The sequence below is a fragment of the Qipengyuania algicida genome, from assembly GCF_009828025.1.
GTDB classification, from domain to species: domain Bacteria; phylum Pseudomonadota; class Alphaproteobacteria; order Sphingomonadales; family Sphingomonadaceae; genus Qipengyuania; species Qipengyuania algicida.
Map to the genome: position 1 here is coordinate 65,592 of NZ_WTYA01000003.1, position 25,263 is coordinate 90,854.

A 25,263-nucleotide genomic window follows, 5' to 3' on the forward strand; every position below is an offset into this window, starting at 1 on the left:
ACGGGCGCTCTCACGCCGTCGATCGCAATCACAAGCTCATGGAAAGCCCGGTATTTACCGGGAACTGCTCAGTAACTGGGCAGTTGTCGCTACAGCAATCATTCGAACTCTTCCACATCGCCCCGGTATGTGGTGCAAAGTCGAAATTTGCCGCAAAAAAGGGGTGGGCCTTATTTGGACAGGCCAAAGGGAGGGAATTACATTCCATGACGCAGGCTCGAGCCGAAACGCTAAGGCATCATTTAAAGCTGCACACAAGAGATTTGCATGACCGGCTCGACAGGTCGCTTGCGCCGCTCGCTCTCGGTGATGACGCCGAATATGCGGATTTTCTGAAAATCCAATTTTCCGTGAGATGCGCCATCGAGGACTGGGCGGCTGGCAATCTGTCCGATGGATTGCAAATCCCCAGCGCCTTGGCAAATTTGTCCAGCGATCTGGCCGATCTCGGTGTGCCGCTCCCGGCGTGCGCAAATCTGCTTATGCCTGAGCGTATTGATCCGCTCGGCGTCGCGTGGGCGATCGGCGGATCGTCGCTGGGAAATCGTACCATGGTGACACGCCGTCGCCGGGCTGGCCTGATGAAAGCCAATCGCTTTCTTACAGACCCGGCACAGGCAGAGTATTTCTCGCGCGTGATTCCATCGCTCAATCGCGAAGTGACGGCCGCCGAGGCCCGGCCAGCCATCAAGGCCGCCAAAGCGGTTTTCAATTGCTATCTCACCGCCTTTACCGATGGACCGCTTTTGCTGGAGGCTGCGTGAGCGAATACGATCCCAAAGCGGTCGACCTTACCAATTGCGACCGTGAACCTATCCATCAGTTGGGCGCAATTCAGGATTTCGGCGGCCTGATAACGGTCAACAACGACTGGATTGTCGCGCAGCGATCGGTCAACGCGTCCGCTATCCTTGGGATATCGAGCGACGTTACCCCAGGTCATCGCCTTGGCGATTTCTTCACCATTGAGGCGACGACAGCGATCAAGCTCGCCACCGCCAGCCTCGATGAGAGGAGCAACGTCGAACGAATTTTCGCGCTTGAGCTAGTCGGCGATAAGCGCTTATTTGATTGTGCCATCCACATCTCCGACCACCTCGTAGTGATCGAGTTCGAGCCGAGCAGCGGCGAAGGCTTCGACCGCCAGCTACGCTTGTTGCAGCCCTTGATTCGCCAGCTTGAGGGGATCGATGATCTCCGTGAAATTTGCCAGGGCGCAGCGGATCGGCTCAAGGCCATGCTCGGCTTTGATCGCGTGATGGTCTACCGTTTCCACGGAGACGGGAGCGGCGACGTCATTGCCGAAGCACGAGAAGATCAGCTGGAGGCATTTCTTGGCCTGCGCTATCCGCATACAGATATTCCGCAGCAGGCGCGCGCGCTATACCTTCGCAACCGTTTCCGGATCATAAGCGATATAAATTCCGAACCGGTCCCGATCGAACCGGCAACTCTCATCGACGGCTCGCCGCTGGACCTCAGCATGAGCACGTTGCGAGCCGTATCTCCTATTCATATCGAGTATCTCAAGAATATGGGGGTCGGGGCATCGCTTTCGATCTCGATCATCGTGCAGGGAAAACTGTGGGGGCTATTCGCTTGCCATCACTACAGTGCGAAGGTGCTGCCTTGCGCGCTGCGGACCGGTGCAGAGCTATTTTCGGAACTCTTTTCGCTGATAATCGAAAGCTATCAGGGTCGAGAAAAAGTCGAATTCCAGGAAACCGGACGAGAATTGCATGATCGGCTGATGCGAGCGTTGGCCGGTGGGCACTCCCTGCTCGAAAGCCTCCCGAACCTGCGCCCCATCATCCGCAAGGCGTTACCGCATGATGGCGTAAGTGTCTTTATCGATGGCAAATATGAAGTCCATGGGGCTGCGCCGACCCAAGAGCAGTTCATGGCGCTCATACCGACAATGAATGCTACTGCCACAAGTCGGGTGCTCGCCACGAACCGATTGCTCGACATGATACCTGCAGCCGAAGCTTTTGCCGAAAACGTGGTGGGGGCATTGGTGATTCCGGTTTCTCGCAGCCCGCGGGATTATTTTGTCCTGTGGCGCAAGGAACTGCGGCAAATCGTCACTTGGGCGGGCGAACCGGTGAAGTCTGTAGAAACCGGCCCTCATGGTGAAAGACTGACGCCTCGCAAGAGCTTTGAAGCTTGGCAGGAATCGGTGCGCGGCCGATCGAGCGAATGGACGGCAACGGAAAGACAAATTGCCGAAAGCCTTCGGATCACGCTGCTCGAGGTTATCCTGCGCCTCACCGACGAAGCCGTTCAGGAACGGGCGAAAGCGCAGCAACAACAGGAACTGTTGATTGCCGAGCTCAATCACCGGGTCCGCAATATCCTCAACCTGATAAGCGGGCTGATCAAGCAGTCGCGCCATGAGGTCATCGGTATCGAGCACTATGCACAGGTCATCGGCGGACGGATCAATGCGCTAGCGATCGCGCACGACAATATCACACGGCAGAACTGGTCGCCCGCTTCGCTTGGAGAATTGGTCGAATCGGAGTCCGAAGCGTATCTTTCCGGCAAGCTAGATCGTGTAAATATTAGCGGTGACGACGCGTTGATCGCGCCCGAAGCCTACACAGTGTTGGCCTTGGTGATCCACGAGATGATCACGAATTCGGCCAAATATGGCTCGCTGTGCGATCGCAGCGGACAGCTTTCGATCAATGTCGAATGTGATCCATCAGGCATGACAATTAGGTGGAAAGAACGCGGCGGACCACCTGTGAAACCCCCCGAACGACGCGGATTTGGCACGACTATCATCGAAAAATCGATCCCGTTCGAGCTGAATGGCAGAGCCACTCTCCAATACAAACTCGCCGGGGTTGAAGCGGAATTCTGGATCCCCGGACGTTTCGTGACATGTGTGCCAGCCAAAGCCTTGCCGGATGCGAGGGTCCAGCGCAAAGCCGGGATGGGGAACAAGACCATGAATCACAACGCAAAATCGGTGCTGTTGATCGAAGACAGCATGATCATTGCGCTCGACACCGAAGAATGCCTGCACGATCTGGGAGTAGAGCATGTTGCGACTCAAAGTTCGGTCGCAGCCGGACTCAAGGAGTTGGAGCAGCGCAGTTTCGATCTGGCGGTGCTGGATTACAATCTCGGCATGGAATCCAGCGAACGACTTGCAAGCGAACTGGTTAAGAGAGATATCCCGTTCTGGCTGGCCACGGGTTATGGCGAAATGGTCGATCGGCTCGATGAAATCGGTGCACGCGGCTTGCTCGTCAAACCTTATGGGCGAGCGGAGCTTGCCCGTCTGCTTGCATCCTATGCGGAAATGTCGGCTGTGGAGTGACGACGGGCGCTATAGCTGGGACACCAGCAATGTGCGGCCCGTATCGCTGAATACGACATCGTCAATTCGATCCGCCAGGCCGCATTCTCCCGCAGCCAAAGCCTGACCAGCAACGGCAACGTCGCTATCCAGCGGAAGCACCAGCAACGGTCCACCATGGGCGTCACGTTGCGATGGGTCGGGTGACCCGCTGCAATGTGTGAAGCGAAAAAAAGGCCCATCGACCAGTGTGACGCTGTCGGTCAGCCCGACATGCCGCTTCAATGCGTCGGGATAGGGTTGACCACGCGCAACTGCCAAACCTTCATCGAGGTGTAGTTCGCGCGGGCGGCCGTAGTCGTAGAGACGATAGGTAATATCGCTGTTCTGCTGGATCTCAACGATCGTCAGCCCTCCGCCGATGGCATGAACGGTACCCGCGGGAAGATAGAAGAAATCTCCTCGCTTTACCGGATGCCAGCTCAGCAAATTCTCGATCGAACCGTCCAGAGCGGCATCGCGCATCGCCTGTTCATCGAGCACTTCGTCGAAACCAATGGCTAGCCGGGCACCAGGTTCAGCATCCAGCACCAGCCAGCATTCCTCTTTGCCCGCCCCACCCGCATCGGCCTGCGCATCGGACGGGTGGACTTGAACCGACAAGTTCTCGCTCGTGAAGAGATATTTGACCAGCACCCGATCGAGTTCAGCTGGCGGGTCGAACCATATCTCCCCGATCCGCTTGTTACCGTCATTGTGGAATGGCGCAGGTATGTTTCGCTTGCCCCAAACCTTTTCGACGGTGATCGTTTCGAGCTTCATTGTTGCGCCGCTCCCGGCAGCTTGCCGACCGATTGCGCGCCGGCGCGCGAGGTCACCAGCACCTCGTCTCCATCGACCACGACTATGACGTCCTCAAGGCCAACAACCGAAACACGCACACCGTCGGTGTCGACCATTACATTGCGACATCCCGAAAAGTCTGCGGAGCCCAACGCATGGTTGCCGTCCTTGTCGCACCCGCGCGCGTCCATCAGCGCCTCCCAATTGCCGATATCCGACCAACCCATATCGGCGGCCACCACCGCGGCGCGGTCTGTATGTTCCATCACCGCATAATCAACAGATTCCCCTGCGATACCGGCGAAGGGATTTGCTGCCGGATGAATCTGCCATCCACGCCGCTCTGCTTCGCCGAAAGATTGCAAAACAAGCTCGGCCATCTCAGGGCGATGCGCCGCAAGCTCTGCCAAGAAGGCACCCGCACGGAAAGCAAAAATACCGCCGTTCCACACGAAATCGCCACTAGCCAGAAAGCCTCTTGCGGTCTCCTCGTCCGGCTTTTCGACAAAGCGATCAACACGAAAGCCCGGCCCAAGCTGCGCCCCCTTGCGGATATAGCCGTAACCTGTGTCCGGTCTCGTCGGCTCTATGCCGAAAGCGACCATGAAATCCTGATCCGCCAGTTCGGATGCCTTTTCAACTCCGGCCAGAAAAGCGGCTTCATCAGCAATATAGTGGTCGCTTGGGCAAACCAGCATGATGGCATCAGGTGGCAATGCGTGGGCAGCCAACGCGATGGCAGGCGCGGTATTCTTGGCTGCAGGCTCAACGATCAACCGCGCATCGCCAGAGGATTGCGCCTGCTCTTCGACGAGCGCGATATGCGCTTTCCCGGCGACTATGGTTGGCGTGGCGAACAGATTGGGATCGGCCACCCGGTCGAGGCTCTGCTGAAACAGCGTGCGCGGGCCAATCAGGGGGAGGAAGGGTTTGGGTCGCGCCTTGCGGCTCCGCGGCCACAAGCGCGTGCCACTCCCACCGCACAGGACAACTGGATAGATTCTCGCCATAGGCGCACCCTAATCATGGAAGCCGATGTGTTTCCAGACTTATCGCGCGAACCATTCCTGCCTCCAGCCATATATGGCCGGGACCGGTTCACCTTGCGCATTTCTGGCCGGACGAAATCGGAAGCGTTGTTCGGCGAGCTGGCACACGATCGCATCCGCTTGAGGATCGGGGCTTGGCCGCACTACCCGGCAATCACGCGCACGCCCATCGACACCGACGGTCATATAGACGGTGACCGAAGTACCAAATCGCGTTTGGCGGCCGCCCGGAGGAACCGGAAAATCGGCCGCGGAGTTGATCTCGCCAGCGATCTTTACAGGCCGTGTGACGACCGCGCCGCCTTGCCCAATGCCGCCATTGCCGCCGCCCGTTCCTGAACCGGCAGCAGCGTCGCCCGTTCCCTCTCCCGCCTCGCGGTTGCCCGACGTGACCTGGTTACCGCTGGAGGCGGCTTTCGGAACGGGCGCGGAGGGGCTGCGCGCCACTTTCGGAATAGGCGCGGAAATTGGACGGGGCACTGCCTTCTTGCCTGCTTTGCCCGAGCCACCTTCCGGGACGGCTTGCCTCACGGTTGCCGTAGGGCTGGGAGAGGGGGTTGGGCTGACAGTAAAGGCAGACACGACCGCTTGTTCGACTGTGCGCACTGTATCCGGCGTGAAGGCGCGCAGAAGTGCGTAAAACAGTGCGAGATGAAGGAGCAACACGCCGATGATCACCGGCACGTTCGGCCGCCTCCTGGTCGAGCCATAGTCTTTCGAGGGGTTTTTCGCCATTGCCTTACGAATAAACCCCTAGCGCGCCGGTTCCACAAGCTTTGCCAACTGTGGCGCATGAGATGTCGCATGAAAACACGCGATACCGAACGGCGTGCGCATCGCCGCGAACTCGCCGCGCTGAAATCGACGCGCCCGCGCATCCTGCTGGCCGACGACCAGCACGACCAGCGCCTAGCGCTCGCCGATCTGCTGATCCGCTGCGGCATGGCAGTGGATCTGGCAGCCGGTGGCGAAGCAGCGATCGGGCGAGTACTCGATGCCGAGGAGCGCGGCTCCGCCTACGATCTTGCGCTGATCGACTGCAATATGCCGCATTGCGACGGCTTCGAAGCGACCCGCGCGATCCGCATCGCCGGATATCCACCCACCGTCCTGCCAATCATCGGTATTCTGGATCAGCCCGACCATCGGGAAAAGCTGCTCGTGTTCTCTGCAGAAATGCAAGGCGCACTGATCCGCCCGGTTACACTCGAAGCGCTGGTGCCGCTACTCAATCGCTGGTTGCCGCACCGCATCCTGGCGCAAGACGACCCCCAGCCCGTCGCAAGCTGACTGACCAAAGAAAAACGGCGGCCCCATCGGAGCCGCCGTTTCAATTTATACGCCTAGTGAGTGGTAAACATCAGAACTGATAGCTGACGCCGAGCTTGATGCGCCAAACCGAAGCGATCGTGTCGATGTTGCGGGTGTCATTGACGCTCGTACCATCGTTGTTTGTCAGGTACTTGGTGATGATGTAGCGTCCCTGACTGTCAACACCGCTGCTGTCACCAATCGACAACGAACCATAGGAAGTGTTGCGGTAAAGAGTGTTCCAGCTGTTATCGAGCAGATTCAGGAAGTTGTCGACCATGGCGTAAACCTTGATCTTGTCATTCTTGCCTAACAGGTGCCCCGGCCCAGGCAGTTCTTGCGACAAGACGAGGTCCATGTCGAAGTACCATGGGTTGGTGCAGGTGTTCTTCACGATCGACTGACCGACATAATCCTTCAGGCACTTTGTGCTGTTCGCATAGTCGGCCAACTGCTGTACCGCCGCCATGTTGGACGAAGGCGAGATGTTGGGATCGCTCGGCCCCGTCGGGAGATAGATCAGCGCGTCGTCGTAGCCATAGGCGATAGCGAACAGATTGCGGCTGCTGAAAGTCGCGCTGTAAGGATTACCCGAAGTTGCAGTGAAGGTGACGCCGAGCTTGGTCTTGTTGTCGCCAAAGAACTTCTCGGTGAAGTTGAGGTTCATCGAGATGTTGTCCTCTTGCGAGAACTGACTGCGACCGGCCGCTGGGTTCTGGATATCGAAAGTCGGCGGATACTTGAAGTTCGACGTTGCCTGCGAGCTGGTGAAAGCACGCCGATCCTGAGCGTCGGTATAGGCATAACCGATTGTAAAATCGACCGATCCTCCGCTGGTAAACACGCCACGATTGAAGTGCTTAGCAAGGAAGATTGAAGCCACCTGGCTGTGATAGCCATCGGAATTGGTCAGATCGATCGCCCCATTCCGACCAGTAGCAAAACACGCCGGAGTTACGTTACTGTAGGTAGGTGTTGGGCTTGAGCTTTGTAGCTTCGCATCACACCCGGCAAGAAGCGGATCGATCGAACGATAGATCGGACGACCATCGATCGCGTAGCCATTAAGGCCTTGGCTCGGATCGACCACCTGCGTGAGGTCGGCAACCGCAAACGGGTTGTTGTACTTGCTGTAGATGTAGTCGAGTTTAAGTTTCCAGTCGCTGAAGAAGCCGCTGGGTGCCAAATCCAGATTGCTCTCAAACCCGAAGTTCGCACGCAGCACAGTCGGCATCTTGATGTTTGGGTCGATCGACTGGACTGGCGAAGCACCGTTTGCAGCGACGGCACCGGCAGCCGCCACGACGCAGCTGGGGAATCCGCTGAAAGTGCCACCGCTTAGAACATTAGTCGGCGCGGTCGTACAGTCGCGCGAGTCAGCCGAAGCGGACGCGAAACCATTATTGGCGAAAGCGTTCGAGAACCACACCAGCGGATCGCCGCCGGTGAACATGCCGACACCGACACGAACTTTGTTCCGTGTGAACGGACCGAAATCACCAGCGTCGTAGGTGAATGCGACGCGCGGCAAAACTTGAATCGGCAGGTGGCTGAAACCAATCGCATTGGTCCGGTCATAACGCTGCATGAACAGCGGATTGTACTTAGGTGAATCGCCATCGTACCAATTTGCACGGACACCAGCGACAACATTGAGCGTGTCGGTCATTTGCCAGTCGTCCTGCAGGAACGCCGAATAGATTTCGCGCTTGAATATTGCTGCGGCATCATCCGGATTGCCGGTCGCCGAGAAAGTTCCGAACGCGCCAACGTATCCGTTCGAAACTAGTGTGCCCGGCGTCAGACGAGATCCACCACCACTGGTGCCGCTCGAAAGCACGCCATTGGCGAAATCGGTCGCGTTGTCGAACACCAGCGTGCCCGTGCCGTTGGGGATGAACAGATTGTAGATTTTCGCTTGGTTCAGCTGCGCGCCGAACTTGAGCTTGTGATCGCCCAGAGTGAGCTTCGCGATTGCGGAAGCCTGCTGGATCGAGGTGTTTAGCTGGTTTGCCGAACGATAATACCCCGGGCCGATGATCACCGAAGCATCGTTACCCGTGGCGTTATCCACGCCAACGACGATACGTGGGATCGGGTTGGCATCGGTCGCCTCGCCGCCACCGACCGGCCCCTGAATGTCATCAACCTTCGAATAGGAATAGCGCAGCTCGGTCGAGAAATTGTCCGACCAGTTCGAAAGCAGGCGTCCAGAGTAGTAATTGGAGTCGGTGCCGTATTGTGAATAGCTGTTCAGGCCGGTGATCCCGACATTGGGCGAAAACGTGTTGTTGTCGTCCGCACTGATCGATACTTCCTTGAGGTGCTGATAGGTCGCTTCAAGGCGATGCTTGTCGTTGATCTGCCAGTCGAGCCGCGCGAAGTAGCGGTCGTTCTTGTAAGGCAGATTGGTGACCAGTGGCCCCGGATCGATCCCGTACACATTACGGGCTATATCGGCGATATCGTTGAACTGCGTTGCGGTGATGTCTGAAGTCTCGTTGGGATAACCCCCGCCAGTTGGCCCGTAATCCTGAGCTTTGGCAGTCGAGATATGCGAATAGGCACCATAGAAAAACAGGTGATCGGGAATGATCGGCCCGCCGAGCGAAACGCCCCAGCGCCTTTCGGGATCTATCGGAGCGACCGGGCCTGTCGGTAGATTCTTCCCACGCAGGCCATTGTCGGCGTACTCGTAAAAGCCAGAGCCATGAAACTTGTTGCTACCAGATTTGGTAATCGCGTTGACCTGGCAGCCAGTGAAGCCGTCATATTCAACGTCATACGGAGCAAACTGAACCTGGATTTCACTGATCGCATCATACGGAATTGGCGCGCTCGTACGCGAAGCATAGGCCGTGCCGTTGAGGCCGAAGACGTCGCCCTGCTGAATGCCGTCAACAGTGAAGCCGTTCGAACGGTTGTTGCCACCAAGGCACGAATAGGTGACCTGGCCATTGCTGTTGCTGAGCGTGATACGCGGGTCATAGCGGATGACGTCCTGGATATCGCGGCCATAAGTCGGCGCGCTCTCGATGGCCTGAGTGCCGAAGGACGTGCCGGGACCAACAGCAAGCTGCGTCACTGCAACGCGCGAACCGGTCACAACGATTACGCCAGTACCACTGCTAAGCGTGAAGCCCAGGTTCGTCGGACCCTGAAGATTGGTGTAAATATCGTTGATCGTCTGCCCTTCGAGGCCAGGAGCACTGGCCGAAACCGAATATGGGCCGCCCGAAGTGAGGTTGGTGGCGTTAAAGTTGCCTTGCGCGCCCGTAACCGTGGTATTCGTCGCGCCGGTACGCGTGTCGGTCACGGCGACTGTTGCGCCGGCTACGGGCTTGCCAGCTTCGTCCGTCACGGTGCCTTGGATCGTGGAGGTGATCTGCTGAGCAGCAACCGGTGCGGCGGTCATTACGCCAGCGGCGGAAAGGCTGACGACAGACGCAGCCAGCAAATATTTCAGTTTCATCGAATGTGCCCCATTCCGTGGAAGACAGAAGAAATGATCAGACGGCTCAAGTGCGAGTCCTGTCGACCGCCCCTCAAAGGCTTTATGTGACGCGCTTGTTACAGCGCCAGACCCGATTATCCACAGGCCACCATACTGGGAAATAAACAACTGAATTTACGCGTTATTCAACTGTTACATAAAGGCCACACCAAGCTGAGGAATCGCGTTTTTCTTCGCAACTGCGGAAAAACCGCAACAGGTCAGGCGAGATTTATCTCGCGCAGCCGCTGCTGCAGGAAGTCGTGGCTGGAAATTGGCTCAGGGTGATTCTTCGGATCAGCCGGGTCGATGCACTGGGGCAGCGTTTCGATCACGTAATCGGGCCGGAAGTGTAGGAAGAAGGGCATCGAATAGCGCGCGCGATAGGCTGCCTCGCCGCGCGGGTTCACCACCCGGTGTGTGGTCGAGCGCAATCTACCGTTGGTCAGCCGCTCGAGCATGTCGCCGATATTGACCACCAGCGCACCTTCAGGAACCTCGATCGCCTTCCACTCGCCCTGCGCGGTCAGCAATTCAAGACCGGCTTCCTCCGCACCGAGCAAAAGGGTGATGGTGTTGATGTCGCCATGCGCTGCGGCGCGGATCGCCCCTTCGGCATCGGCGCTCGTCAATGGCGGATAGTGCAGCAGGCGCATCACCGAATTGCCATCCTCCACCGTCGCGGCAAAGAAAGATCGCGGCAGACCAAGATGCAGCGCGATCGCTTCCAGCACGCGGGCGCCCGCGGTTTCGAATGCTTCGTAGAGCGCCGCGAAAGTCTCGCGAAACCATCGCACCTCGTCGGGCCAGACATTGGGTGCCATGAATTCGGCCAGCGGATGGCCCGCGGGCAGTTCGCGTCCGACATGCCAGAATTCCTTGAGGTCGTGGACCTCGGCGTCCTTGGCGCGCTCCACTCCGAATGGCGTGTAGCCCCGCGCACCACCGCCGCCCGCAATCTTGTACGCCATCTTGGCTTCGGCTGGGAGGGCGAAAAAGGCGCGGGAGAGTTCCTCTGCGCGATCGATCAGTTCCTGCGGGATCCCGTGGTCGCGGATCACCGCAAAGCCATATTCCTCGAAACTCTTGCCCAGATCATCGGCAACCTGTTCGAGCGGGCGGGAGATGGAAACGGAAGCGATATCGGACATTGTGCGACCTCAGTAAGGCAGAAACAGACCGGCCAGAGCGGCGCTCATCAGATTGGCCAGTGAACCGGCGGCCAGGGCGCGCAAGCCCAGCCTGGCGATGACCGGACGCTGGTTGGGCGCCAGCCCGCCGGTGACCGCCATTTGAATAGCAATCGAGGAGAAATTGGCAAAGCCACACAGGGCAAAAGTGATGATCGCGCGGCTATGAAGCGACAGCACATCCGGCCCCATCTTGCCGAGTTCGATGAAAGCAACAAATTCGTTGAGCACGATCTTGGTGCCGAACAGCCCGCCAGCAGTGATCGCCTGATCCCATGGAATACCCAGCAGGAACATCACCGGCGCGAACACCCAGCCGAGCAGTTCCTGGAACGAGAGATTGGCATAACCGAACCATCCACCGACTGCGCCGAGCAGGCCGTTGGCAAGCGCAACCAGCGCCACGAAGGCCAGCACCATCGCCCCGACCGCCACCGCCAGCTTGACGCCGGTCTGCGCACCTTGGGCAGCCGCCTCGATCACATTGGCGGGCCGATGCCCTTCCTCGAATGCTTCGGCGACCTCGTCCGGCTCACCGGCCTCGACCAGAGCGGCCGGACCTTCGGCACTGATCCGCGCATCAGGCAATTTGACTTCACCCTCGGCTTCGGGCGAGGACTCGCCATCATCGGGCATGATGATCTTGGCCATCAGGATGCCGCCGGGCGCGGACATGAACGCGGCGGCCAGCAGGAATGGCAGATAACGCGGACCGAGCAATCCGGCATAGGCAGCAAGGATGGTCCCGGCGACGCCGGCCATGCCGACGCTCATCAGCGTGAACAAGCGGCTAGGTGCGAGGCCGGCAAGATAGGGCCGAACCACCAACGGACTTTCCGATTGGCCGACGAAGATATTCGCCGCTGCGCCGAGCGACTCAACCCGCGATATGCCCGTGATCCAGCCGATCGCTCCACCGACCCAGCGCACCACTTTCTGCATGATGCCGAGGTAGTAGAGGATCGAGACCAGCGCCGCGAAGAACACGATCACCGGCAGCGCGCCGAGGGCAAAAGTGTTCTTGAGCGGATTGTCGACCCCGAACAGGAACTCGGTGCCCTTGTCGGCGTATGACAGCAGGGCAGCAACGCCGTTTGCCATGCCCTGGATCACAGCCCGCCCGCCACTAGTGGCGAGAACCAGGAAGGCCATCAGGGCTTGCAAAGCAAAAGCCGCACCCACGACGCGTAGGCGAATGCGGCGCTTGCCGGTGGAGAGCAGGAATGCGATCGCGAGAATCGCGACGATGCCGAGAATATTGGCCAGAATTGGCGGCATGAAGTCCTCTTCGCAGATCAGTCACACGTGGGTAAAAACTTTCGCTCTCTTGCCGTTTGCCCGTCACTAGTCAATTTGGGCGGCCTTCTACCCTGTTGATCGAAGGCCCGATCCCGTGACCAGCGAGACCCCGCAGACCGCACCAACCATGCCCGCAATGCCGCGCGCATTATTCGTTTACCTGCTGCTTTACGGCGGGATGGCAGTGCTCGCCGGTGTGCTGGCGTTCAAGCAATTTGCCCTTGGCACGTCAGGGCTGGCGGTCGAATCGGGGATTTTGTGTTTCCTGCTGCTGGTCGCAATCTCCAGCACCATCGCCCAGCTTTATGGCGAGGGTCTTGCCAACAGGCTGGTTCTGTGGGGATTCGTCCCGCTTGCGGTGTCGATCGCGCTGATCGGGCTGGTGCTCAACCTGCCGCCCTCACCCGATATGCCCGCAGCCAATATAGCGGCATTCGGCACGGTGCTATCACAGACGCCACGGATCATGGCGGCAGGCCCAGCCGCCTATCTCGTTTCCCTGCTGCTAAACGTGTGGCTCTTCTCGCGGCTGCGCGGCAAGGGCGACAAGCAAAGCGGCGGAATGGGAATGGTCGTACGCGGCGCAATCGCCTCCGCAATGAGCCAGGCGGTCGATTCGCTGATCTTCATCACGCTTGCATTCTACGGCGAATTCCCGATCCGCGACCTGCTGATCGGCCAGATCATCGCCAAGGTTACGCTGTCGATAGTATTGGTACCGCTGCTGATCGCCGGTTTCGTGGCACTGGCGCGCAAGCTCGACCGGGCTGCGTGACCGGCCAAAATGGTGAGCCCTGCTGGGTTCGAACCAGCGACCTACTGATTAAAAGTCAGTTGCTCTACCGACTGAGCTAAGGGCCCGACCATTTTGCGGCGATGTGTCGCCGGGCGCGTCACCTAGGCAGGGGGCGGGGCCGGGTCAAGCGTGTGTTGATCGCTTTGATCGACAAGCCGGTGACAGGATCGCGCCAATCGGGCGCGATCGCGGCGGCGGGTTCCAGTACGAAGCGCCGGTCGCGGAAGTCGGCATGGGGGATCGTCAGCCCGGAATCGTGCCATGCTCCCCCGCTCCACAGGATGATATCGAGGTCGAGCTGGCGCGCACGCCAGCACTGGCCTTGCCGTCGGCGTCCGAATTCGGATTCGATACGCTGGAGTTGTGCCAGCAGTGCAGGCGGCGACAGCTCGGTTGCGATTATCGCTGCGCCATTGGCATATCGCCGCAAGGATGGCCCAACCGGTGCGCTGTCGATGATCGGGGCAAAGGCTTCGATATGGAGGTCGTTCCGTTCAAGCGCTTCGCGTACTGCCAGCAACACGCTTCGCGGCGAACCGACCCCCGGCACCCGCATGTTGGATCCCAAGGCGATCAGATAGCGCTGCGTCAGATGTCTTCGCACAGCCGCTCGTAAAGCTGGGGCCTGCGGTCGCGGAAGAAACCCATCCCCGCCCGATGCTTGGCCGCGCGATCGAGGTCGAGCTTCGCCACCAGCACACCTTCCTCCTCAGCGCCGAATTCGGTGATCAGGTCACCCCATTCGTCGCTGATGAAGCTGTGCCCATAGAACCTTTGTGCACGATCTTCCGGTCCTTCGTGCCCAATGCGGTTGGCGGCAGCGACGGGCATACAATTGGACACGGCATGGCCGATCATCGCGCGGCGCCACATCCGGCTGGTGTCGAGATCGACGTCATAGGGCTCGGAACCGATGGCAGTCGGGTAGAGCAGCACTTCTGCGCCGTGCAAGGCCATCGCCCGCGCACACTCCGGATACCATTGATCCCAGCAAATACCGACGCCGATCCGCGCACCGAACACATCCCAGGTCTTGAACCCGTCATTGCCGGGACGGAAATAGAATTTTTCCTCATAGCCCGGACCATCGGGAATGTGGCTCTTGCGATAGGTGCCCATGATCTTACCGTCGGCGTCGATCATCGCGAGCGTATTGTAATAATGATGTCCGTCGCGTTCGAAGAAGCTGGTCGGGATTGCCACGCCCAGTTCGCGCGCGAGCTCCTGCATTGCCAGCACACTGGGATGTTCGGCGGTAGGCCGTGCACGAGCGAACAATGCTTCGTTTTCTTCGCGGCAGAAATATTCGCCCGCAAACAGTTCGGGCGGCAGGATCAGCTGCGCGCCCTTGCCTGCCGCCTCGCGCACCAGCGCAGAGACCGCGGCGATGTTGTCGGCTACCTCCGGTCGGGCGAGCGGTAGTTGCAGAACGGCTATCGTCAGGCTTCTCATGGCCCCCTCATAGCGGTTCGGCGCGCAGGAACCAGCGGGGTTTTCGGCAGCTTTTCCTTCACACGATGACAATTCTGTCGGGCGTTCCTATCTAAGCGCCTCAAGGAGAGAATAGGAAAATGGCTGAATCTCAAACCGCGATCCTTGCCGGGGGATGCTTCTGGTGCACCGAAGCGGTGATGAACGATGTGGTCGGCGTCGAATCGGTCGAAAGCGGCTACATCGGCGGCTCCAAAGCCAATCCGACCTACAAGGAGGTGTGCTCGGGAGAAACCGGCCACGCCGAAGCGGTTCGGGTGTCCTTCGACCCGGAAGCGATCAGTTATGCCGATCTGCTCGATGTGTTCATGGGCACGCATGACCCGACCCAGCTCAATCGACAGGGCAATGACGTGGGCACGCAATATCGGTCGGCGATCTTCCTGGTCGATGAAAGCCAGCGCGCGGATGCCGAAGCTGCAATCGCTCGATGGAATCACGAACACTCCGGCCAGACCGCCGTCACCACGATCGAAGGGCCAGCCGAATGGTATTCGGCCGAGGACTACCACCAGGAATATTGGGACGGCGAAGGGCAGCGCAATCCCTATTGCCTCGCGACGATCCCGCCCAAGCTGATGAAGCTGCGCAAGAGCTTCCAGAACCGCGTGAAGCAATAGCTGCGCGGGGTGCCGATCGAAAAATTCGTCGGCACCCCGATGCTTATATTTTGGGTTACGCCCTCGCTTGTGCGGGAGCGCTGACCGAACGCGGCCCGTCAGGATTGTCGGGAGCAGCCGTTTCGTTCACCAGCTCGTCGAACAGCGTCTCGTAGTGCCGCATCGCCTGACGCAGATCCTCGGTCGAGGCTTCACCGCGTGTCGAGCGGTCGGCAATCTCGTGCCCGGCGAGATAGTGCCTTGCGACCTCGCCATGATCGACCGTCAGATTGGCATGACGCGCTTCGAAATCCGCCATCGGATATCCGCGCGTCTTCATCACGGTGGTCAGCAGCCGGTCGGCGCGGATGACCGCCTCGATCGGACTGTCGACAAACAGCGCCTTGGTCGAAACCCACTCTTCGCTGAATTCCTCACGCTCTGCCGGGCCGAGCGGACGGATATCGAAGCTCTTCACTCGCTTTTCGCGCTCGAGTAATTCGGCTTCGGCCGCGGAGCGTCCGCCACGCGTTTCCACCGTGCGATCGTATTCGTCGCCGAAATGCTCGCGCAGCGTATCGGTCCGGCGCTTGCGCATCGCCAGCCAGCCGAACACGAGCAACAGCACGACGACGGCTACAACGATCACTATGGTCAAATTCTGGCCTTGCATGACAATATCCTCAGATACCGTCCAAGCCCCCGCTGCCTGTCCAATCGCCAGAACGCCAGACCGTTCCGGAACACCCCGGCTACATCCTGAATACGCCGAAGGCTGGGCGCTCTGCAATTGGGGCTTCCAGCGCGGCGGCGAGGCTGAGGCCGAGGACATCGCGGGTCTGTGCTGGGTCGATCACGCCATCGTCCCACAGGCGCGCGGTGGCGTAATACGGGTTGCCCTCGTCCTCGTATTTCTGGCGGATCGGGGCCTTGAATTCTTCCGCCTGTTCAGCCGTCCAGCTGTCCGCGTCGCGGTGGACGGTGGCGAGCACGCTGGCGGCCTGTTCGCCGCCCATCACGCTGATGCGCGCATTGGGCCAGGTGAACAGGAAGCGCGGCGAATAGGCACGCCCGCACATGCCGTAATTGCCCGCACCGAAGCTGCCGCCGATGACCACGGTGATCTTAGGTACGGTTGCCGTGGCCACAGCGGTCACCAGCTTGGCGCCATGCTTGGCGATGCCTTCCGCCTCGTACTTGCCGCCGACCATGAAGCCCGATATGTTCTGCAGGAACAGCAACGGTATCCGACGCTGACACGCCAGTTCGATGAAGTGCGCGCCCTTCTGCGCGCTTTCGGAGAACAGCACGCCATTGTTGGCGAGGATTGCCACCGGCATCCCCCAGATATGCGCAAAGCCGCAGACGAGGGTGGAGCCATAGTTGGCCTTGAACTCGTGGAACTCACTGCCATCGACCAGCCGCGCGATCACCTCGTGAACGTCATAGGGTGCGCGAACGTCTTCGGGGATCAGCGCATAGAGGTCTTCCGCATCGAACTTGGGCGCACGCGGGTCGCGCAGCTCGACATCCTTTGCCGCGCCGGTGTTGGCGCCCAGATGGCTGACGATATCGCGCACGATGGTCAGCGCGTGTTCGTCATTCTCGGCAAGGTGATCGACCACGCCGCTCTTCTTTGCATGAAGATCGCCGCCTCCCAGATCCTCGGCGCTGATCTCCTCGCCGGTCGCTGCCTTCACCAGCGGGGGCCCGGCGAGGAAGATGGTGCCCTGGTTGCGCACGATCACCGTCTCGTCGGACATAGCCGGGACATAGGCCCCGCCGGCCGTGCAGCTGCCCATCACACAGGCGATCTGCGGAATGCCGAGCGCGGACATATTCGCCTGATTGAAGAAGATGCGCCCGAAGTGCTCGCGGTCGGGGAACACCTCGGCCTGATAGGGCAGGTTCGCCCCGCCGCTGTCGACCAGATAGACGCAAGGGAGCCGGTTTTCCTGCGCGATCTCCTGCGCGCGCAGGTGCTTCTTGACCGTCATCGGGTAATAGCTGCCGCCCTTCACGGTCGGATCGTTGCAGGCGATCATCACCTGCCGTCCCGACACGCGCCCGATCCCGGCGATCATCGAGGCGCCGTTGACGTCGCCCTCATACATCCCGTTCGCCGCGAGCTGGCCGATCTCGAGGAAGGGGCTGCCCGGATCGAGCAACCGCTCCACCCGCTCACGCGGGAGCAACTTTCCACGCGCAACGTGCCGCTCGCGGTGGCGTTCGCTGCCGCCAAGCGCCGCTTCTGCGACCTTGGCGCGCAGATCATCGGCGAGGCCTTTGTTATGCTTGAAGCGCGCCTTCGCGTCCGGCGCTTCGCGGTCGAGCTTCGTAGTCAGTGTTGGTGCACTCATGCCGGCGGGGCCTAACCATGCGGCGCAAAAATGCAATGTGCGCTGCAACGCAATGTGCCGCTGGCAAGGGAGCTTTGTGCCGATCCGCGCATTGAAGGGACGGAGGGGCCGGTCAGTCAAAGGAAGATCCATGCCACGCACAGTCATCGTCACGGGCGCAGAGTCCGGCATTGGAGCTGCCTGTGCAGCCGCCTTCGGCGCGCTCGGGGACAGGGTCGCCATCTGCTATTTTTCTGAGGAAGCCGCGGCGAAGGAAACCGCAAGCGCAGTCGAGAAAGGCGGCGGCAAGGCCATGACCGTGCAGTGCAATGTCGCAGACGAAGCCTCGGTCGATGCCGCTTTCACTACAGTCGAAAAGCAGTGGGGCATTGCCGAGGTTCTGGTGAATTCCGCCGGGCTTAATATGAGCGGCGTGAAGGTCCGCGACATGACGCTCAAGCAATGGCAGCGGTTGATCGATACCGACCTCACCGGTGCTTTCCTCACCTCGCGGCGCTTCGTTACCGCGCGCGGAGACGCCACCAGTGACGCGGCGATCATCCAGATCAGTTCGATCCACGCCTATGCGGTGCGCGATGGCGGGGCGGATTATTGCGCCGCCAAGGGCGGGCAGACCAATCTGGTGGAAACGCTGGCGATCGAGGAGGCAGCCAAGGGCCTGCGGGTGAATGCTATCGACCCCGGCATGATCCTCACCCCAATGAACGAACGCGCAGTGGAGGACGGCGCGTATCGCGCCTCGCTGGTCAAAAATATTCCGATGGGCCGTGCGGGCGAACCATCGGAAGTGGCCGATCTTGCGGTGTTTCTAGCGTCGGACAAGGCCCGTTATATCACCGGGGCGCATATGGTGATCGACGGAGGACTGTCGCTGATGCAAGCGGTGGGGGCATAACCCGCCGCCATTGCTTGCCAGCCTGAAGCTGGCTTGCCTCTGGCCCGCAAGCTGCGACAACACAGCGTAATGGGTGGATTTTTTCTGAAGATAGGTCTGGCGCTGCTGGGAATGGCGGGGGCACAACCGGCATTCGCGCAGGATGTCGCCACAAGTGCGCAGCAAGAAGTAGTCCACCTGCCCACATTCCCACCGCCATGCCGCCGGGTGGGCGACGTGCCGACGCTCACCATCGATCCGGCGATCGCCGCCGATCTGGCCGAAATCGGACTCGACCGCGCGGGCGTGTTCGAGCGGATGAAGGAAACCTCGATCCCAGAGACGATGGGCTGCTGGGCGATGCCGGTTGGCGATTTCGACGGGCAGCTGATCTCGGTCGGCATGGCGCAATGGAATTTCGGCACCGGCAGCCTGCAACCGGTGCTGGCCGAGTGGCGCGATTCCTTTCACTCGCACCGCAAGGCGAAACGCGCGCTCAAGGAACTTGCCCCGGTCTACGGCAAGCTGCTGTTTTCGAAAGGCTGTCTCTCCGATCCGGTGACCGACAAATGCCGCAATGGCATCCTCGCCGCGCATGGCCCGGACGGGAAGCTCAACCCCGAAATGATCAGCGAGCTGACTGCGCTGTTCGAAAGCGACCGGATGTTAGAGGTCCAGCTCAACCATTACCTCGCCGTTCTGGAGAAGGTGCGCGGCGATCTCCAGCGCGTCTTTCCCGATGGCCCGATCACCATGCGCAAGGTCCGCTGGGCGATCGACATGCGCGTGCAGCAGGGCGGATTGCCGCCGAGCGACGACATCGCGCGCCTGCGCCGCAAGATCGCCGCCATGACACCGGCGGCGCGCTGGACCCGGCTCGATGCGATCTTTGCCTGGTACGAGGCTATTTCCCAGTCGCTCGATCAGGACGGGGTGAGCCGCGACTATGCCTGGAACGTCGGCCAGTGGCGCTGCCTGATGCGCAGCGGCCAGATCGACGACGAGCAGTACGAACTGCTCGCGATCACCTTCCTGCGCAGCCGCTCGGCGACCGGCAATTCGGGCCGCTGGCAGGCGCTGACCTTCTCCCGCCGTGCCAAGATCGTGCTCGGTGTCGGCAGTGTCAGCGGGGTACAGAACGGGAGTTGCGCCGGAGCTTAACGCTTGCGAACGAACTCCGCGCGCAGAACCAGCCCCTTGATGCCGGGATATTTGCAGTCGATCTCCTGCGGGTCGCCGGTCAGGCGGATCGACTTGATCAGCGTGCCCTGTTTCAGCGTCTGACCGGCCCCTTTGACCTCCAGATCCTTGATCAGCGTGACCTGGTCTCCATCGGAGAGTAAGTTGCCTACCGCATCGCGCACTTCGACCTTATCGGCTGCCGCCTGTTTCGCCGCGAGTTCGGACGCGGGCATCCATTCGCCCGATTCTTCGTCATAGACGTAATCTTCGTCGCTCATCCTGCTGCTCCGATCAGTTCGCGTCCGATGAGCATGCGGCGGATTTCGTTGGTGCCTGCGCCGATGTCGAGCAGCTTGGCATCGCGCAGATAGCGTTCGACCGGCCAGTCCTTGGTATAGCCCGCTCCGCCCAGCGCCTGCACCGCCTCGGCGGCGACCTTGAAGGCGTTCTCGCTCGCCAGCAGGATCGTGCCTGCCGCATCGAAGCGCGTCGTCTGGCCCGCGTCGCAGGCCCTGGCCACCGCATAGGTGTAGGCGCGCGCCGATTGCAGCGCGACATACATATCCGCGACTTTGGCCTGCATCAGCTGGAAACTGCCGATCGGCTTGCCGAACTGCTTGCGCTCGCGCAGGTACGGGATGACGCAGTCGAGGCACGCCTGCATGATGCCCAGCTGTAGCCCGGCGAGCACCACGCGCTCGTAATCGAGCCCGCTCATCAGCACGCCTACCCCGCCATGGAGCGGCCCCATCACGTTTTCTTCGGGCACTTCGCAATCGTCGAACACCAGCTCGGCCGTCGGGCTGCCACGCATCCCCATCTTGTCGATCTTCTGGCCGATACTGAAACCCGGCATGTCCTTTTCGATCAGGAAGGCGGTGATCCCGCGGCTGCCGCCATCAGGATTGGTCTTGGCATAGACCACCAGCGTATCGGCATAGGTAGCATTGGTGATCCAGAACTTGGTGCCGTTGAGCACATAACCGCCCTCGACCGCATCGGCCTTCAGCTTCATCGAGACCACGTCAGACCCGGCCTGAGCCTCGCTCATGGCGAGCGATCCGACATGCTCGCCGCTGATCAGCTTGGGCAGATATTTCGCTTTCTGCTCCTCATTGCCCCAGCGGCGGATCTGGTTGACGCACAGGTTCGAGTGCGCCCCATAGCTGAGCCCCACCGAAGCGCTCGCCCGGCTGACTTCCTCGACCGCGATGACGTGTTCGAGATAGCCCAGACCCAGCCCGCCATCGGCCTCGTCCACGGTAATTCCGTGCAGTCCCAGCGCGCCCATCTGCGGCCACAGCTCTATCGGAAACCAGTCCTCGCGGTCGGCCTTCTCTGCCAACGGGGCGATCTGCTCATCGGCAAAGCGCGCCGTGGTTTCACGGATCATCTGCGCCGTATCGCCCAGCTGAAAATCAAAATCGGGGGTCGCGCGCATCGTCTCTCCTTGCGTGAGCTTCAAAGTTCATTGCTGGTCGCGCGATAGCGGCAGAATGGCCAGCGGGCAAACCGCTGCCATCGGGGGTCGCGCTTGCGCCAGCTTTTGCTATGGAGGGGGTCATGCTGTCTCGAACAAGCCGCCATAGCGTGCCCTTTCGCACCACCCTTTTTGTGACATGCCTCGCGTTCGCGCTGACGGCATGTTCCAATTCGAAAGATTCCGCTGCGAGCGATAGCGACGCACCTAAAGACGCATCCGCTTCGGCCACCAACAGCACGTCCGGCACGCCCTTACCGAGCGACTTCACCGGAACCGCGTGGCGCGTGGATGGCACGGACGGGGCACGCTACACCACCTACCTCGATCCTGAAGGCCGTTATCGCGACTGGCGCGATGGCCAGCCGTGGGCCACCGGGACATGGGAAAACGGCGACGATGGATCGCTGTGCTTCACGCCCGATGGCGACAATGTGCTGCGCCGTTGCTGGCAACCCAATTCGATGACTGCGGATGGGACGATGACCGCAACCGCCGAAGACGGTCACCAGATCGAACTGACCCAGGTCGATTACAGTCCGCCACTCCCATCGGCTTCGGGCACGGCGAGCAATTCGTCGCAGAAGAAAACGTGAGAGAGACTATTTCACCAGAGTTGGAATTCCAGTCGGTCAAAAAGCGTTTCGGGGCAACGACAGCGGTCGCGGAGGTGACCAAGACGATCGCACGCGGCGAGTTCGTAGCGCTGGTCGGCACATCGGGCTCGGGCAAATCTACCCTGCTCAAAATGATCAATCGGCTGGTCGAGCCGAGCTCGGGCGATATCCTGTTCGAGGGTGAAAATGTCACTCAATTGCCGCTCGCCCAACTGCGTCGCCGGATCGGTTACGTGTTCCAGGGGATCGGCCTGTTCCCGCATATGACCATCGGCGAGAATATCGCACTCGGCCCTCGCCTCGCTGGCGAGAGCATGGGCGAAGACAAGATCGGCGAAATGCTCGAACTGGTCGACCTGTCGCCCGATATGCGCAAACGAATGCCGCCGGAGCTTTCAGGCGGCCAGCGCCAGCGCGTCGGGGTGGCACGCGCGCTCGCCACCAATCCGCAGTTGTTGCTGATGGACGAGCCCTTCGGCGCGCTCGACCCGATCACCCGCGATGCGCTGGGCGATCGCGTCAGGAGCCTGCATGACGAGCTGGGGATCACCACCATCATGGTCACCCATGATATGGCCGAAGCGCTGTTGCTGGCCGACCGGGTGCTGGTAATGCAGGCTGGCCGGATCGAAGCCGACTGCGCGCCGCGCGAGCTGTTGCATGGCGCGGGCGGGGATTTCGCGCAGGAGCTTGTCGCCGTCCCGCGCGCGCAGAGCGAACGGCTAGCGGAACTGAAGCAATGAGCGCCTTTTTCACCGCGCTCGGCGGCCTCGGCGATGAACTCGCCGCCCACGTCCTGCTGTCAGCCTCAGCGATTGGGCTGGGTCTCGCCATCGCCCTGCCGCTGGCGATCTGGGCGAGCCGGTCCGAGCATGTCGCCCGCCTGACGCTTGGCTTTGCCAGCCTCGTCCAGACCATTCCCGCGCTGGCCCTGCTCGCTTTGTTCTTCCCGGTCCTGCTCAGCCTGCGCGCAGTGTTCGGCCCGGGCCTTCCCACGCTCGGTTTCCTGCCTGCATTGCTGGCGCTGACACTCTATGCGCTGCTGCCGATCCTCAGGAATGCGGTGACCGCCCAGACCAATCTCGATCCCGGCGTGCTCGAAGCGGCCGACGGCATGGGCATGAGCGGCTGGCAGAAACTGCGGCTGGTCGAGATTCCGCTGACTGCGCCTTACGTCATGGCCGGGTTGCGCACCGCATCGGTATGGACCATCGGTGCGGCGACCCTATCGACAACGATCGGTCAGAAAAGCCTCGGCGATCCGATTTTCGCCGGATTACAGACCCAGAACTGGGTGCTGGTGCTCGCCGGATGTTTCGGCTCTGCGGCGCTTGCGCTCGTGGCCGATGGCTTGCTCGCCCTGATCGAGCGCGGCTTCGACCGACGCAACCGGGTTATGTGGCTCGGCGGGATGGCCGCCGTTCTGCTGGGTGTCGCCGCCGCGGTGGTGGCGCATTTCGGCATCGGACTGGGTCATAACGACGAAAAGCGCGTGGTCATCGGGGCCAAGAGCTATTCGGAACAATACATCCTCGCACGGTTGATGGGCCAGCAGCTCGAAAAGGCCGGGTTCAAGGTCAGCTATCGCGAGGGGCTCGGCTCGGCCGTGGTGCACAGCGCGGTGACCACGAATGCGATTGACGTATATGTTGATTACACCGGCACGCTTTGGACCAACCAGCTCAAACGCAAGCGCAATCCCGGCAGGGATGCGATGTACCGCCAGATCGTGAACTGGGAGCATGATACGACCGGAACCGAGGTTCTGGGCAAGCTCGGCTTCGAAAACGCCTATGCCTTCGCCATGCGAACCGATCAGGCAAAGCGGATGGGTGTGCGCTCGCTGGCAGACCTGACACGTGTTGCACCGCGCCTGACGCTGGGCGCCGATATCGAATTCTTCGAACGCCCCGAATGGTTTGCGGTCAGGAACGCCTATGATCTGCGTTTTGCCCGCAAGCGCAGTTTCACTACCACTTTCATGTATGACGCGCTCCAGTCGGTCGAAGCAAACGTCATTGCCGCCTATACCTCGGACGGGCGCATCGCGGCGGACCATTTGCGGGTCCTGAGCGACCCCAAGAACGCATTCCCCAGCTACGATGCGATCATCCTGCTGAGCCCCAAGGCAAGCCGCAATGCCAAGATCGTGGCCGCGCTCAAGCCGCTGCTGGGCAAGATCGACGTCGAGAAGATGCGCAAGGCCAATTATTCCGTCGATCGCGAGACCGACAAGCGTACGCCGGCGCAAGCCGCCAAGACGCTGGCGAAGGAGATTGGCCTCTAGGCGTCGGCTGGCTGGCCTTCGTCGGTAAAACCGGCGCCTTCGGGCCAACCGGTGCCGGTGAGGGCCATGACCTTGAACAGCTCACCCATTTCTTCGGGATCGGTCAGCCGATGGCGCGCCGCTTCGACCTCCTCCGCCTTGTCGGGTGCCGACGCCTTGAGCTTTTCGGCACGGATATTGAGCCCCAGCCGTACGAGCCATTCGCCCTGCGTGGTGGTCTGGACCTTGGTGCCCTCACCCCGCGCGATCAGCACGAGGCTGGCAAAGTCGACGTGGGCGGTCAGATCGGCCTCGCCGGGCATCGCCAGCGCATCGACCTTCTGATGCGCACGGACTGCCTGCATGGTCGATCCGGTACGCGGTTTCAGATGGCCGTAATCGATCCACAGCCCCGCCCCGCCCTTGTCCGCCAGGTGCTGCGCCACATCGCGCAGGATCGCCGCTGCGGCGGGTGAGGTTTCGATCACCGTCCCCGGCGGATCGCGCCCGAAGACATCGGGCACGACCGCATCGAGCGGCTGCGGTCCGGCAATGAATGCGAATTCCTCGCCATCGAGCGCGACCATCCGTTCGCGCCAGCCGCTCACCGTCTTGACCAGTTGGTGGATCGGCAAGGCATCGAGGAATTCATTGGCGACCAGCAGCCACGGCGCATCGCGCGGTACGGTATCGAGACTGTCGTGGAATTGCGCCCCCGGAACGGTCGAGGACTGGATGTCGCGCAATGCAGGCGATCCCTCGACCAGATGGACCTGCGGCTCCAACCCGAAACGCTTCACGGTGCGCAATATGTCTCGAGCCAATGTCCCGCGGCCTGGCCCCAGCTCGACATAGATCGGCTCGACCGGCGGACTGGCGCGCGACCACACATCGACCAGCCACAACCCGACGAATTCGCCGAACATCTGGCTGATTTCGGGTGCGGTGACGAAATCGCCCCCGCTCCCCAGCGGATCGCGCGTGGCGTAATAATGCGCATTGCTCTCGCCCATATAGCGCGTAACCGGCAGAGGGCCGTGGTTGCGGATCAGGCGACGGAAACGCGCCGCCAGATCGCCGGATTGCTCGTTATCCTGCTGCAT

At 60.7% G+C, this 25,263-nt stretch carries 23 protein-coding genes and 1 tRNA gene; 10 read left to right on the forward strand and 14 right to left on the reverse strand.

What is annotated here, in order from left to right:
* Positions 1–38 precede the first annotated feature (38 nt).
* Both GRI58_RS04995 and GRI58_RS05000 read left to right on the forward strand, forming a co-directional pair.
* Positions 39–764 (forward strand): biliverdin-producing heme oxygenase, encoded by a 726-nt coding sequence (locus tag GRI58_RS04995; protein WP_160752485.1) that lies wholly within the window; start codon positions 39–41, stop codon positions 762–764.
* Entirely contained in the window at positions 761–3,331 is a 2,571-nt protein-coding gene (locus tag GRI58_RS05000) for an HWE histidine kinase domain-containing protein (protein WP_160752486.1), read from the forward strand. The genes GRI58_RS04995 and GRI58_RS05000 overlap by 4 nt, the downstream gene beginning before the upstream one ends.
* Before the next feature lie 9 nt (positions 3,332–3,340).
* Here GRI58_RS05000 and GRI58_RS05005 read toward each other — a convergent pair whose 3' ends face one another.
* From GRI58_RS05005 to GRI58_RS05015, 3 genes are read right to left on the reverse strand one after another with little or no spacing between them, the layout of a single operon-like run.
* Positions 3,341–4,132, reverse strand: coding sequence for a class I mannose-6-phosphate isomerase (locus GRI58_RS05005; protein ID WP_160752487.1), 792 nt, complete (start codon positions 4,130–4,132; stop codon positions 3,341–3,343).
* Positions 4,129–5,163, reverse strand: coding sequence for a mannose-1-phosphate guanylyltransferase (locus tag GRI58_RS05010; protein WP_160752488.1), 1,035 nt, complete (start codon positions 5,161–5,163; stop codon positions 4,129–4,131). Before GRI58_RS05010 ends, GRI58_RS05005 begins: the two co-directional genes overlap by 4 nt.
* A gap of 39 nt (positions 5,164–5,202) precedes the next feature.
* Positions 5,203–5,937: an energy transducer TonB gene (locus tag GRI58_RS05015; RefSeq protein ID WP_160752489.1), complete on the reverse strand. Its 735-nt coding sequence runs from the start codon at positions 5,935–5,937 to the stop codon at positions 5,203–5,205.
* 69 nt (positions 5,938–6,006) lie between these two features.
* On the opposite strand from GRI58_RS05015, the gene GRI58_RS05020 reads away from it, so the two are divergent.
* Positions 6,007–6,492: a response regulator gene (locus GRI58_RS05020; protein ID WP_202386814.1), complete on the forward strand. Its 486-nt coding sequence runs from the start codon at positions 6,007–6,009 to the stop codon at positions 6,490–6,492.
* 70 nt (positions 6,493–6,562) lie between these two features.
* On the opposite strand, the gene GRI58_RS05025 is transcribed toward GRI58_RS05020, so the two are convergent.
* From GRI58_RS05025 to GRI58_RS05035, 3 genes are all read right to left on the reverse strand, one after another.
* Positions 6,563–9,985, reverse strand: a complete 3,423-nt coding sequence (locus tag GRI58_RS05025; protein WP_160752491.1) for a TonB-dependent receptor — start codon at positions 9,983–9,985, stop codon at positions 6,563–6,565.
* Between the two features lie 242 nt (positions 9,986–10,227).
* Positions 10,228–11,157, reverse strand: a complete 930-nt coding sequence (locus GRI58_RS05030; protein ID WP_160752492.1) for an isopenicillin N synthase family dioxygenase — start codon at positions 11,155–11,157, stop codon at positions 10,228–10,230.
* Positions 11,158–11,166: 9 nt separating this feature from the next.
* A complete protein-coding gene (locus GRI58_RS05035; RefSeq protein WP_160752493.1) occupies positions 11,167–12,474 on the reverse strand; it encodes a NupC/NupG family nucleoside CNT transporter in 1,308 nt (435 codons plus the stop codon).
* Positions 12,475–12,622: 148 nt separating this feature from the next.
* Here GRI58_RS05035 and GRI58_RS05040 point away from each other — a divergent pair, with 148 nt between their 5' ends.
* Positions 12,623–13,270 carry a queuosine precursor transporter gene (locus GRI58_RS05040; RefSeq protein ID WP_160752656.1) on the forward strand — a complete coding sequence of 216 codons (648 nt, stop codon included), beginning with the start codon at positions 12,623–12,625 and terminating at the stop codon, positions 13,268–13,270.
* A gap of 10 nt (positions 13,271–13,280) precedes the next feature.
* On the opposite strand, the gene GRI58_RS05045 is transcribed toward GRI58_RS05040, so the two are convergent.
* The 3 genes from GRI58_RS05045 to aguB all read right to left on the reverse strand — a co-directional run bounded on the left by GRI58_RS05045 (position 13,281) and on the right by aguB (position 14,743).
* A tRNA-Lys gene (locus tag GRI58_RS05045) sits at positions 13,281–13,356 on the reverse strand.
* A 32-nt stretch (positions 13,357–13,388) separates the two neighbouring features.
* Positions 13,389–13,895 (reverse strand): 2-amino-4-hydroxy-6-hydroxymethyldihydropteridine diphosphokinase, encoded by a 507-nt coding sequence (gene folK / locus GRI58_RS05050; protein ID WP_160752494.1) that lies wholly within the window; start codon positions 13,893–13,895, stop codon positions 13,389–13,391.
* Entirely contained in the window at positions 13,880–14,743 is an 864-nt protein-coding gene (gene aguB / locus GRI58_RS05055; protein WP_160752495.1) for an N-carbamoylputrescine amidase, read from the reverse strand. Before aguB ends, folK begins: the two co-directional genes overlap by 16 nt.
* Positions 14,744–14,862: 119 nt before the next feature.
* Between aguB and msrA the strand changes: the two genes are divergently transcribed.
* Positions 14,863–15,402 carry a peptide-methionine (S)-S-oxide reductase MsrA gene (gene msrA / locus GRI58_RS05060; RefSeq protein WP_160752496.1) on the forward strand — a complete coding sequence of 180 codons (540 nt, stop codon included), beginning with the start codon at positions 14,863–14,865 and terminating at the stop codon, positions 15,400–15,402.
* 55 nt (positions 15,403–15,457) lie between these two features.
* On the opposite strand, the gene GRI58_RS05065 is transcribed toward msrA, so the two are convergent.
* Together GRI58_RS05065 and GRI58_RS05070 are read right to left on the reverse strand one after the other, a co-directional pair.
* A complete protein-coding gene (locus GRI58_RS05065; RefSeq protein ID WP_202386815.1) occupies positions 15,458–16,054 on the reverse strand; it encodes a hypothetical protein in 597 nt (198 codons plus the stop codon).
* Positions 16,055–16,133: 79 nt separating this feature from the next.
* Positions 16,134–17,741: a carboxyl transferase domain-containing protein gene (locus tag GRI58_RS05070; RefSeq protein ID WP_160752497.1), complete on the reverse strand. Its 1,608-nt coding sequence runs from the start codon at positions 17,739–17,741 to the stop codon at positions 16,134–16,136.
* A 130-nt stretch (positions 17,742–17,871) separates the two neighbouring features.
* Here GRI58_RS05070 and GRI58_RS05075 point away from each other — a divergent pair, with 130 nt between their 5' ends.
* Both GRI58_RS05075 and GRI58_RS05080 read left to right on the forward strand, forming a co-directional pair.
* Positions 17,872–18,636, forward strand: a complete 765-nt coding sequence (locus GRI58_RS05075) for an SDR family NAD(P)-dependent oxidoreductase (RefSeq protein WP_202386816.1) — start codon at positions 17,872–17,874, stop codon at positions 18,634–18,636.
* 69 nt (positions 18,637–18,705) lie between these two features.
* Positions 18,706–19,776: a hypothetical protein gene (locus GRI58_RS05080; protein WP_160752498.1), complete on the forward strand. Its 1,071-nt coding sequence runs from the start codon at positions 18,706–18,708 to the stop codon at positions 19,774–19,776.
* On the opposite strand, the gene GRI58_RS05085 is transcribed toward GRI58_RS05080, so the two are convergent.
* Both GRI58_RS05085 and GRI58_RS05090 read right to left on the reverse strand, forming a co-directional pair.
* Positions 19,773–20,075 carry an alkylphosphonate utilization protein gene (locus GRI58_RS05085; RefSeq protein ID WP_160752499.1) on the reverse strand — a complete coding sequence of 101 codons (303 nt, stop codon included), beginning with the start codon at positions 20,073–20,075 and terminating at the stop codon, positions 19,773–19,775. The genes GRI58_RS05080 and GRI58_RS05085 overlap by 4 nt on opposite strands.
* The gene (locus GRI58_RS05090; protein WP_160752500.1) at positions 20,072–21,238 is read right to left on the reverse strand and encodes an isovaleryl-CoA dehydrogenase; all 1,167 of its coding nucleotides are present in this window, start codon (positions 21,236–21,238) and stop codon (positions 20,072–20,074) included. Before GRI58_RS05090 ends, GRI58_RS05085 begins: the two co-directional genes overlap by 4 nt.
* Positions 21,239–21,360: 122 nt before the next feature.
* Here GRI58_RS05090 and GRI58_RS15610 point away from each other — a divergent pair, with 122 nt between their 5' ends.
* From GRI58_RS15610 to GRI58_RS05100, 3 genes are read left to right on the forward strand one after another with little or no spacing between them, the layout of a single operon-like run.
* A complete protein-coding gene (locus tag GRI58_RS15610; protein WP_237452108.1) occupies positions 21,361–21,873 on the forward strand; it encodes a hypothetical protein in 513 nt (170 codons plus the stop codon).
* A complete protein-coding gene (locus GRI58_RS05095; RefSeq protein ID WP_337190882.1) occupies positions 21,870–22,637 on the forward strand; it encodes an ABC transporter ATP-binding protein in 768 nt (255 codons plus the stop codon). Before GRI58_RS15610 ends, GRI58_RS05095 begins: the two co-directional genes overlap by 4 nt.
* Positions 22,634–24,181 (forward strand): ABC transporter permease/substrate-binding protein, encoded by a 1,548-nt coding sequence (locus tag GRI58_RS05100; RefSeq protein ID WP_160752502.1) that lies wholly within the window; start codon positions 22,634–22,636, stop codon positions 24,179–24,181. The genes GRI58_RS05095 and GRI58_RS05100 overlap by 4 nt, the downstream gene beginning before the upstream one ends.
* On the opposite strand, the gene GRI58_RS05105 is transcribed toward GRI58_RS05100, so the two are convergent.
* Entirely contained in the window at positions 24,178–25,263 is a 1,086-nt protein-coding gene (locus GRI58_RS05105) for a class I SAM-dependent methyltransferase (RefSeq protein WP_237452109.1), read from the reverse strand. The genes GRI58_RS05100 and GRI58_RS05105 overlap by 4 nt on opposite strands.

What these genes read in the sequence shown, in the direction of transcription:
- GRI58_RS05015 (WP_160752489.1), bottom strand. Translation starts at nt 5,937, where the DNA reads ATGGCGAAAAACCCCTCGAAAGACTATGGCTCGACCAGGAGGCGGCCG.
- GRI58_RS05100 (WP_160752502.1), top strand. Translation starts at nt 22,634, where the DNA reads ATGAGCGCCTTTTTCACCGCGCTCGGCGGCCTCGGCGATGAACTCGCC.
- GRI58_RS05065 (WP_202386815.1), bottom strand. Translation starts at nt 16,054, where the DNA reads ATGCAAGGCCAGAATTTGACCATAGTGATCGTTGTAGCCGTCGTCGTG.
- GRI58_RS05030 (WP_160752492.1), bottom strand. Translation starts at nt 11,157, where the DNA reads ATGTCCGATATCGCTTCCGTTTCCATCTCCCGCCCGCTCGAACAGGTT.
- GRI58_RS15610 (WP_237452108.1), top strand. Translation starts at nt 21,361, where the DNA reads ATGCTGTCTCGAACAAGCCGCCATAGCGTGCCCTTTCGCACCACCCTT.
- GRI58_RS04995 (WP_160752485.1), top strand. Translation starts at nt 39, where the DNA reads ATGGAAAGCCCGGTATTTACCGGGAACTGCTCAGTAACTGGGCAGTTG.
- GRI58_RS05085 (WP_160752499.1), bottom strand. Translation starts at nt 20,075, where the DNA reads ATGAGCGACGAAGATTACGTCTATGACGAAGAATCGGGCGAATGGATG.
- GRI58_RS05005 (WP_160752487.1), bottom strand. Translation starts at nt 4,132, where the DNA reads ATGAAGCTCGAAACGATCACCGTCGAAAAGGTTTGGGGCAAGCGAAAC.
- GRI58_RS05025 (WP_160752491.1), bottom strand. Translation starts at nt 9,985, where the DNA reads ATGAAACTGAAATATTTGCTGGCTGCGTCTGTCGTCAGCCTTTCCGCC.
- GRI58_RS05070 (WP_160752497.1), bottom strand. Translation starts at nt 17,741, where the DNA reads ATGAGTGCACCAACACTGACTACGAAGCTCGACCGCGAAGCGCCGGAC.
- GRI58_RS05040 (WP_160752656.1), top strand. Translation starts at nt 12,623, where the DNA reads ATGCCCGCAATGCCGCGCGCATTATTCGTTTACCTGCTGCTTTACGGC.
- GRI58_RS05010 (WP_160752488.1), bottom strand. Translation starts at nt 5,163, where the DNA reads ATGGCGAGAATCTATCCAGTTGTCCTGTGCGGTGGGAGTGGCACGCGC.
- msrA (WP_160752496.1), top strand. Translation starts at nt 14,863, where the DNA reads ATGGCTGAATCTCAAACCGCGATCCTTGCCGGGGGATGCTTCTGGTGC.
- GRI58_RS05080 (WP_160752498.1), top strand. Translation starts at nt 18,706, where the DNA reads ATGGGTGGATTTTTTCTGAAGATAGGTCTGGCGCTGCTGGGAATGGCG.
- GRI58_RS05035 (WP_160752493.1), bottom strand. Translation starts at nt 12,474, where the DNA reads ATGCCGCCAATTCTGGCCAATATTCTCGGCATCGTCGCGATTCTCGCG.
- GRI58_RS05105 (WP_237452109.1), bottom strand. Translation starts at nt 25,263, where the DNA reads ATGCAGCAGGATAACGAGCAATCCGGCGATCTGGCGGCGCGTTTCCGT.
- GRI58_RS05090 (WP_160752500.1), bottom strand. Translation starts at nt 21,238, where the DNA reads ATGCGCGCGACCCCCGATTTTGATTTTCAGCTGGGCGATACGGCGCAG.
- GRI58_RS05020 (WP_202386814.1), top strand. Translation starts at nt 6,007, where the DNA reads ATGAAAACACGCGATACCGAACGGCGTGCGCATCGCCGCGAACTCGCC.
- GRI58_RS05075 (WP_202386816.1), top strand. Translation starts at nt 17,872, where the DNA reads ATGCCACGCACAGTCATCGTCACGGGCGCAGAGTCCGGCATTGGAGCT.
- aguB (WP_160752495.1), bottom strand. Translation starts at nt 14,743, where the DNA reads ATGAGAAGCCTGACGATAGCCGTTCTGCAACTACCGCTCGCCCGACCG.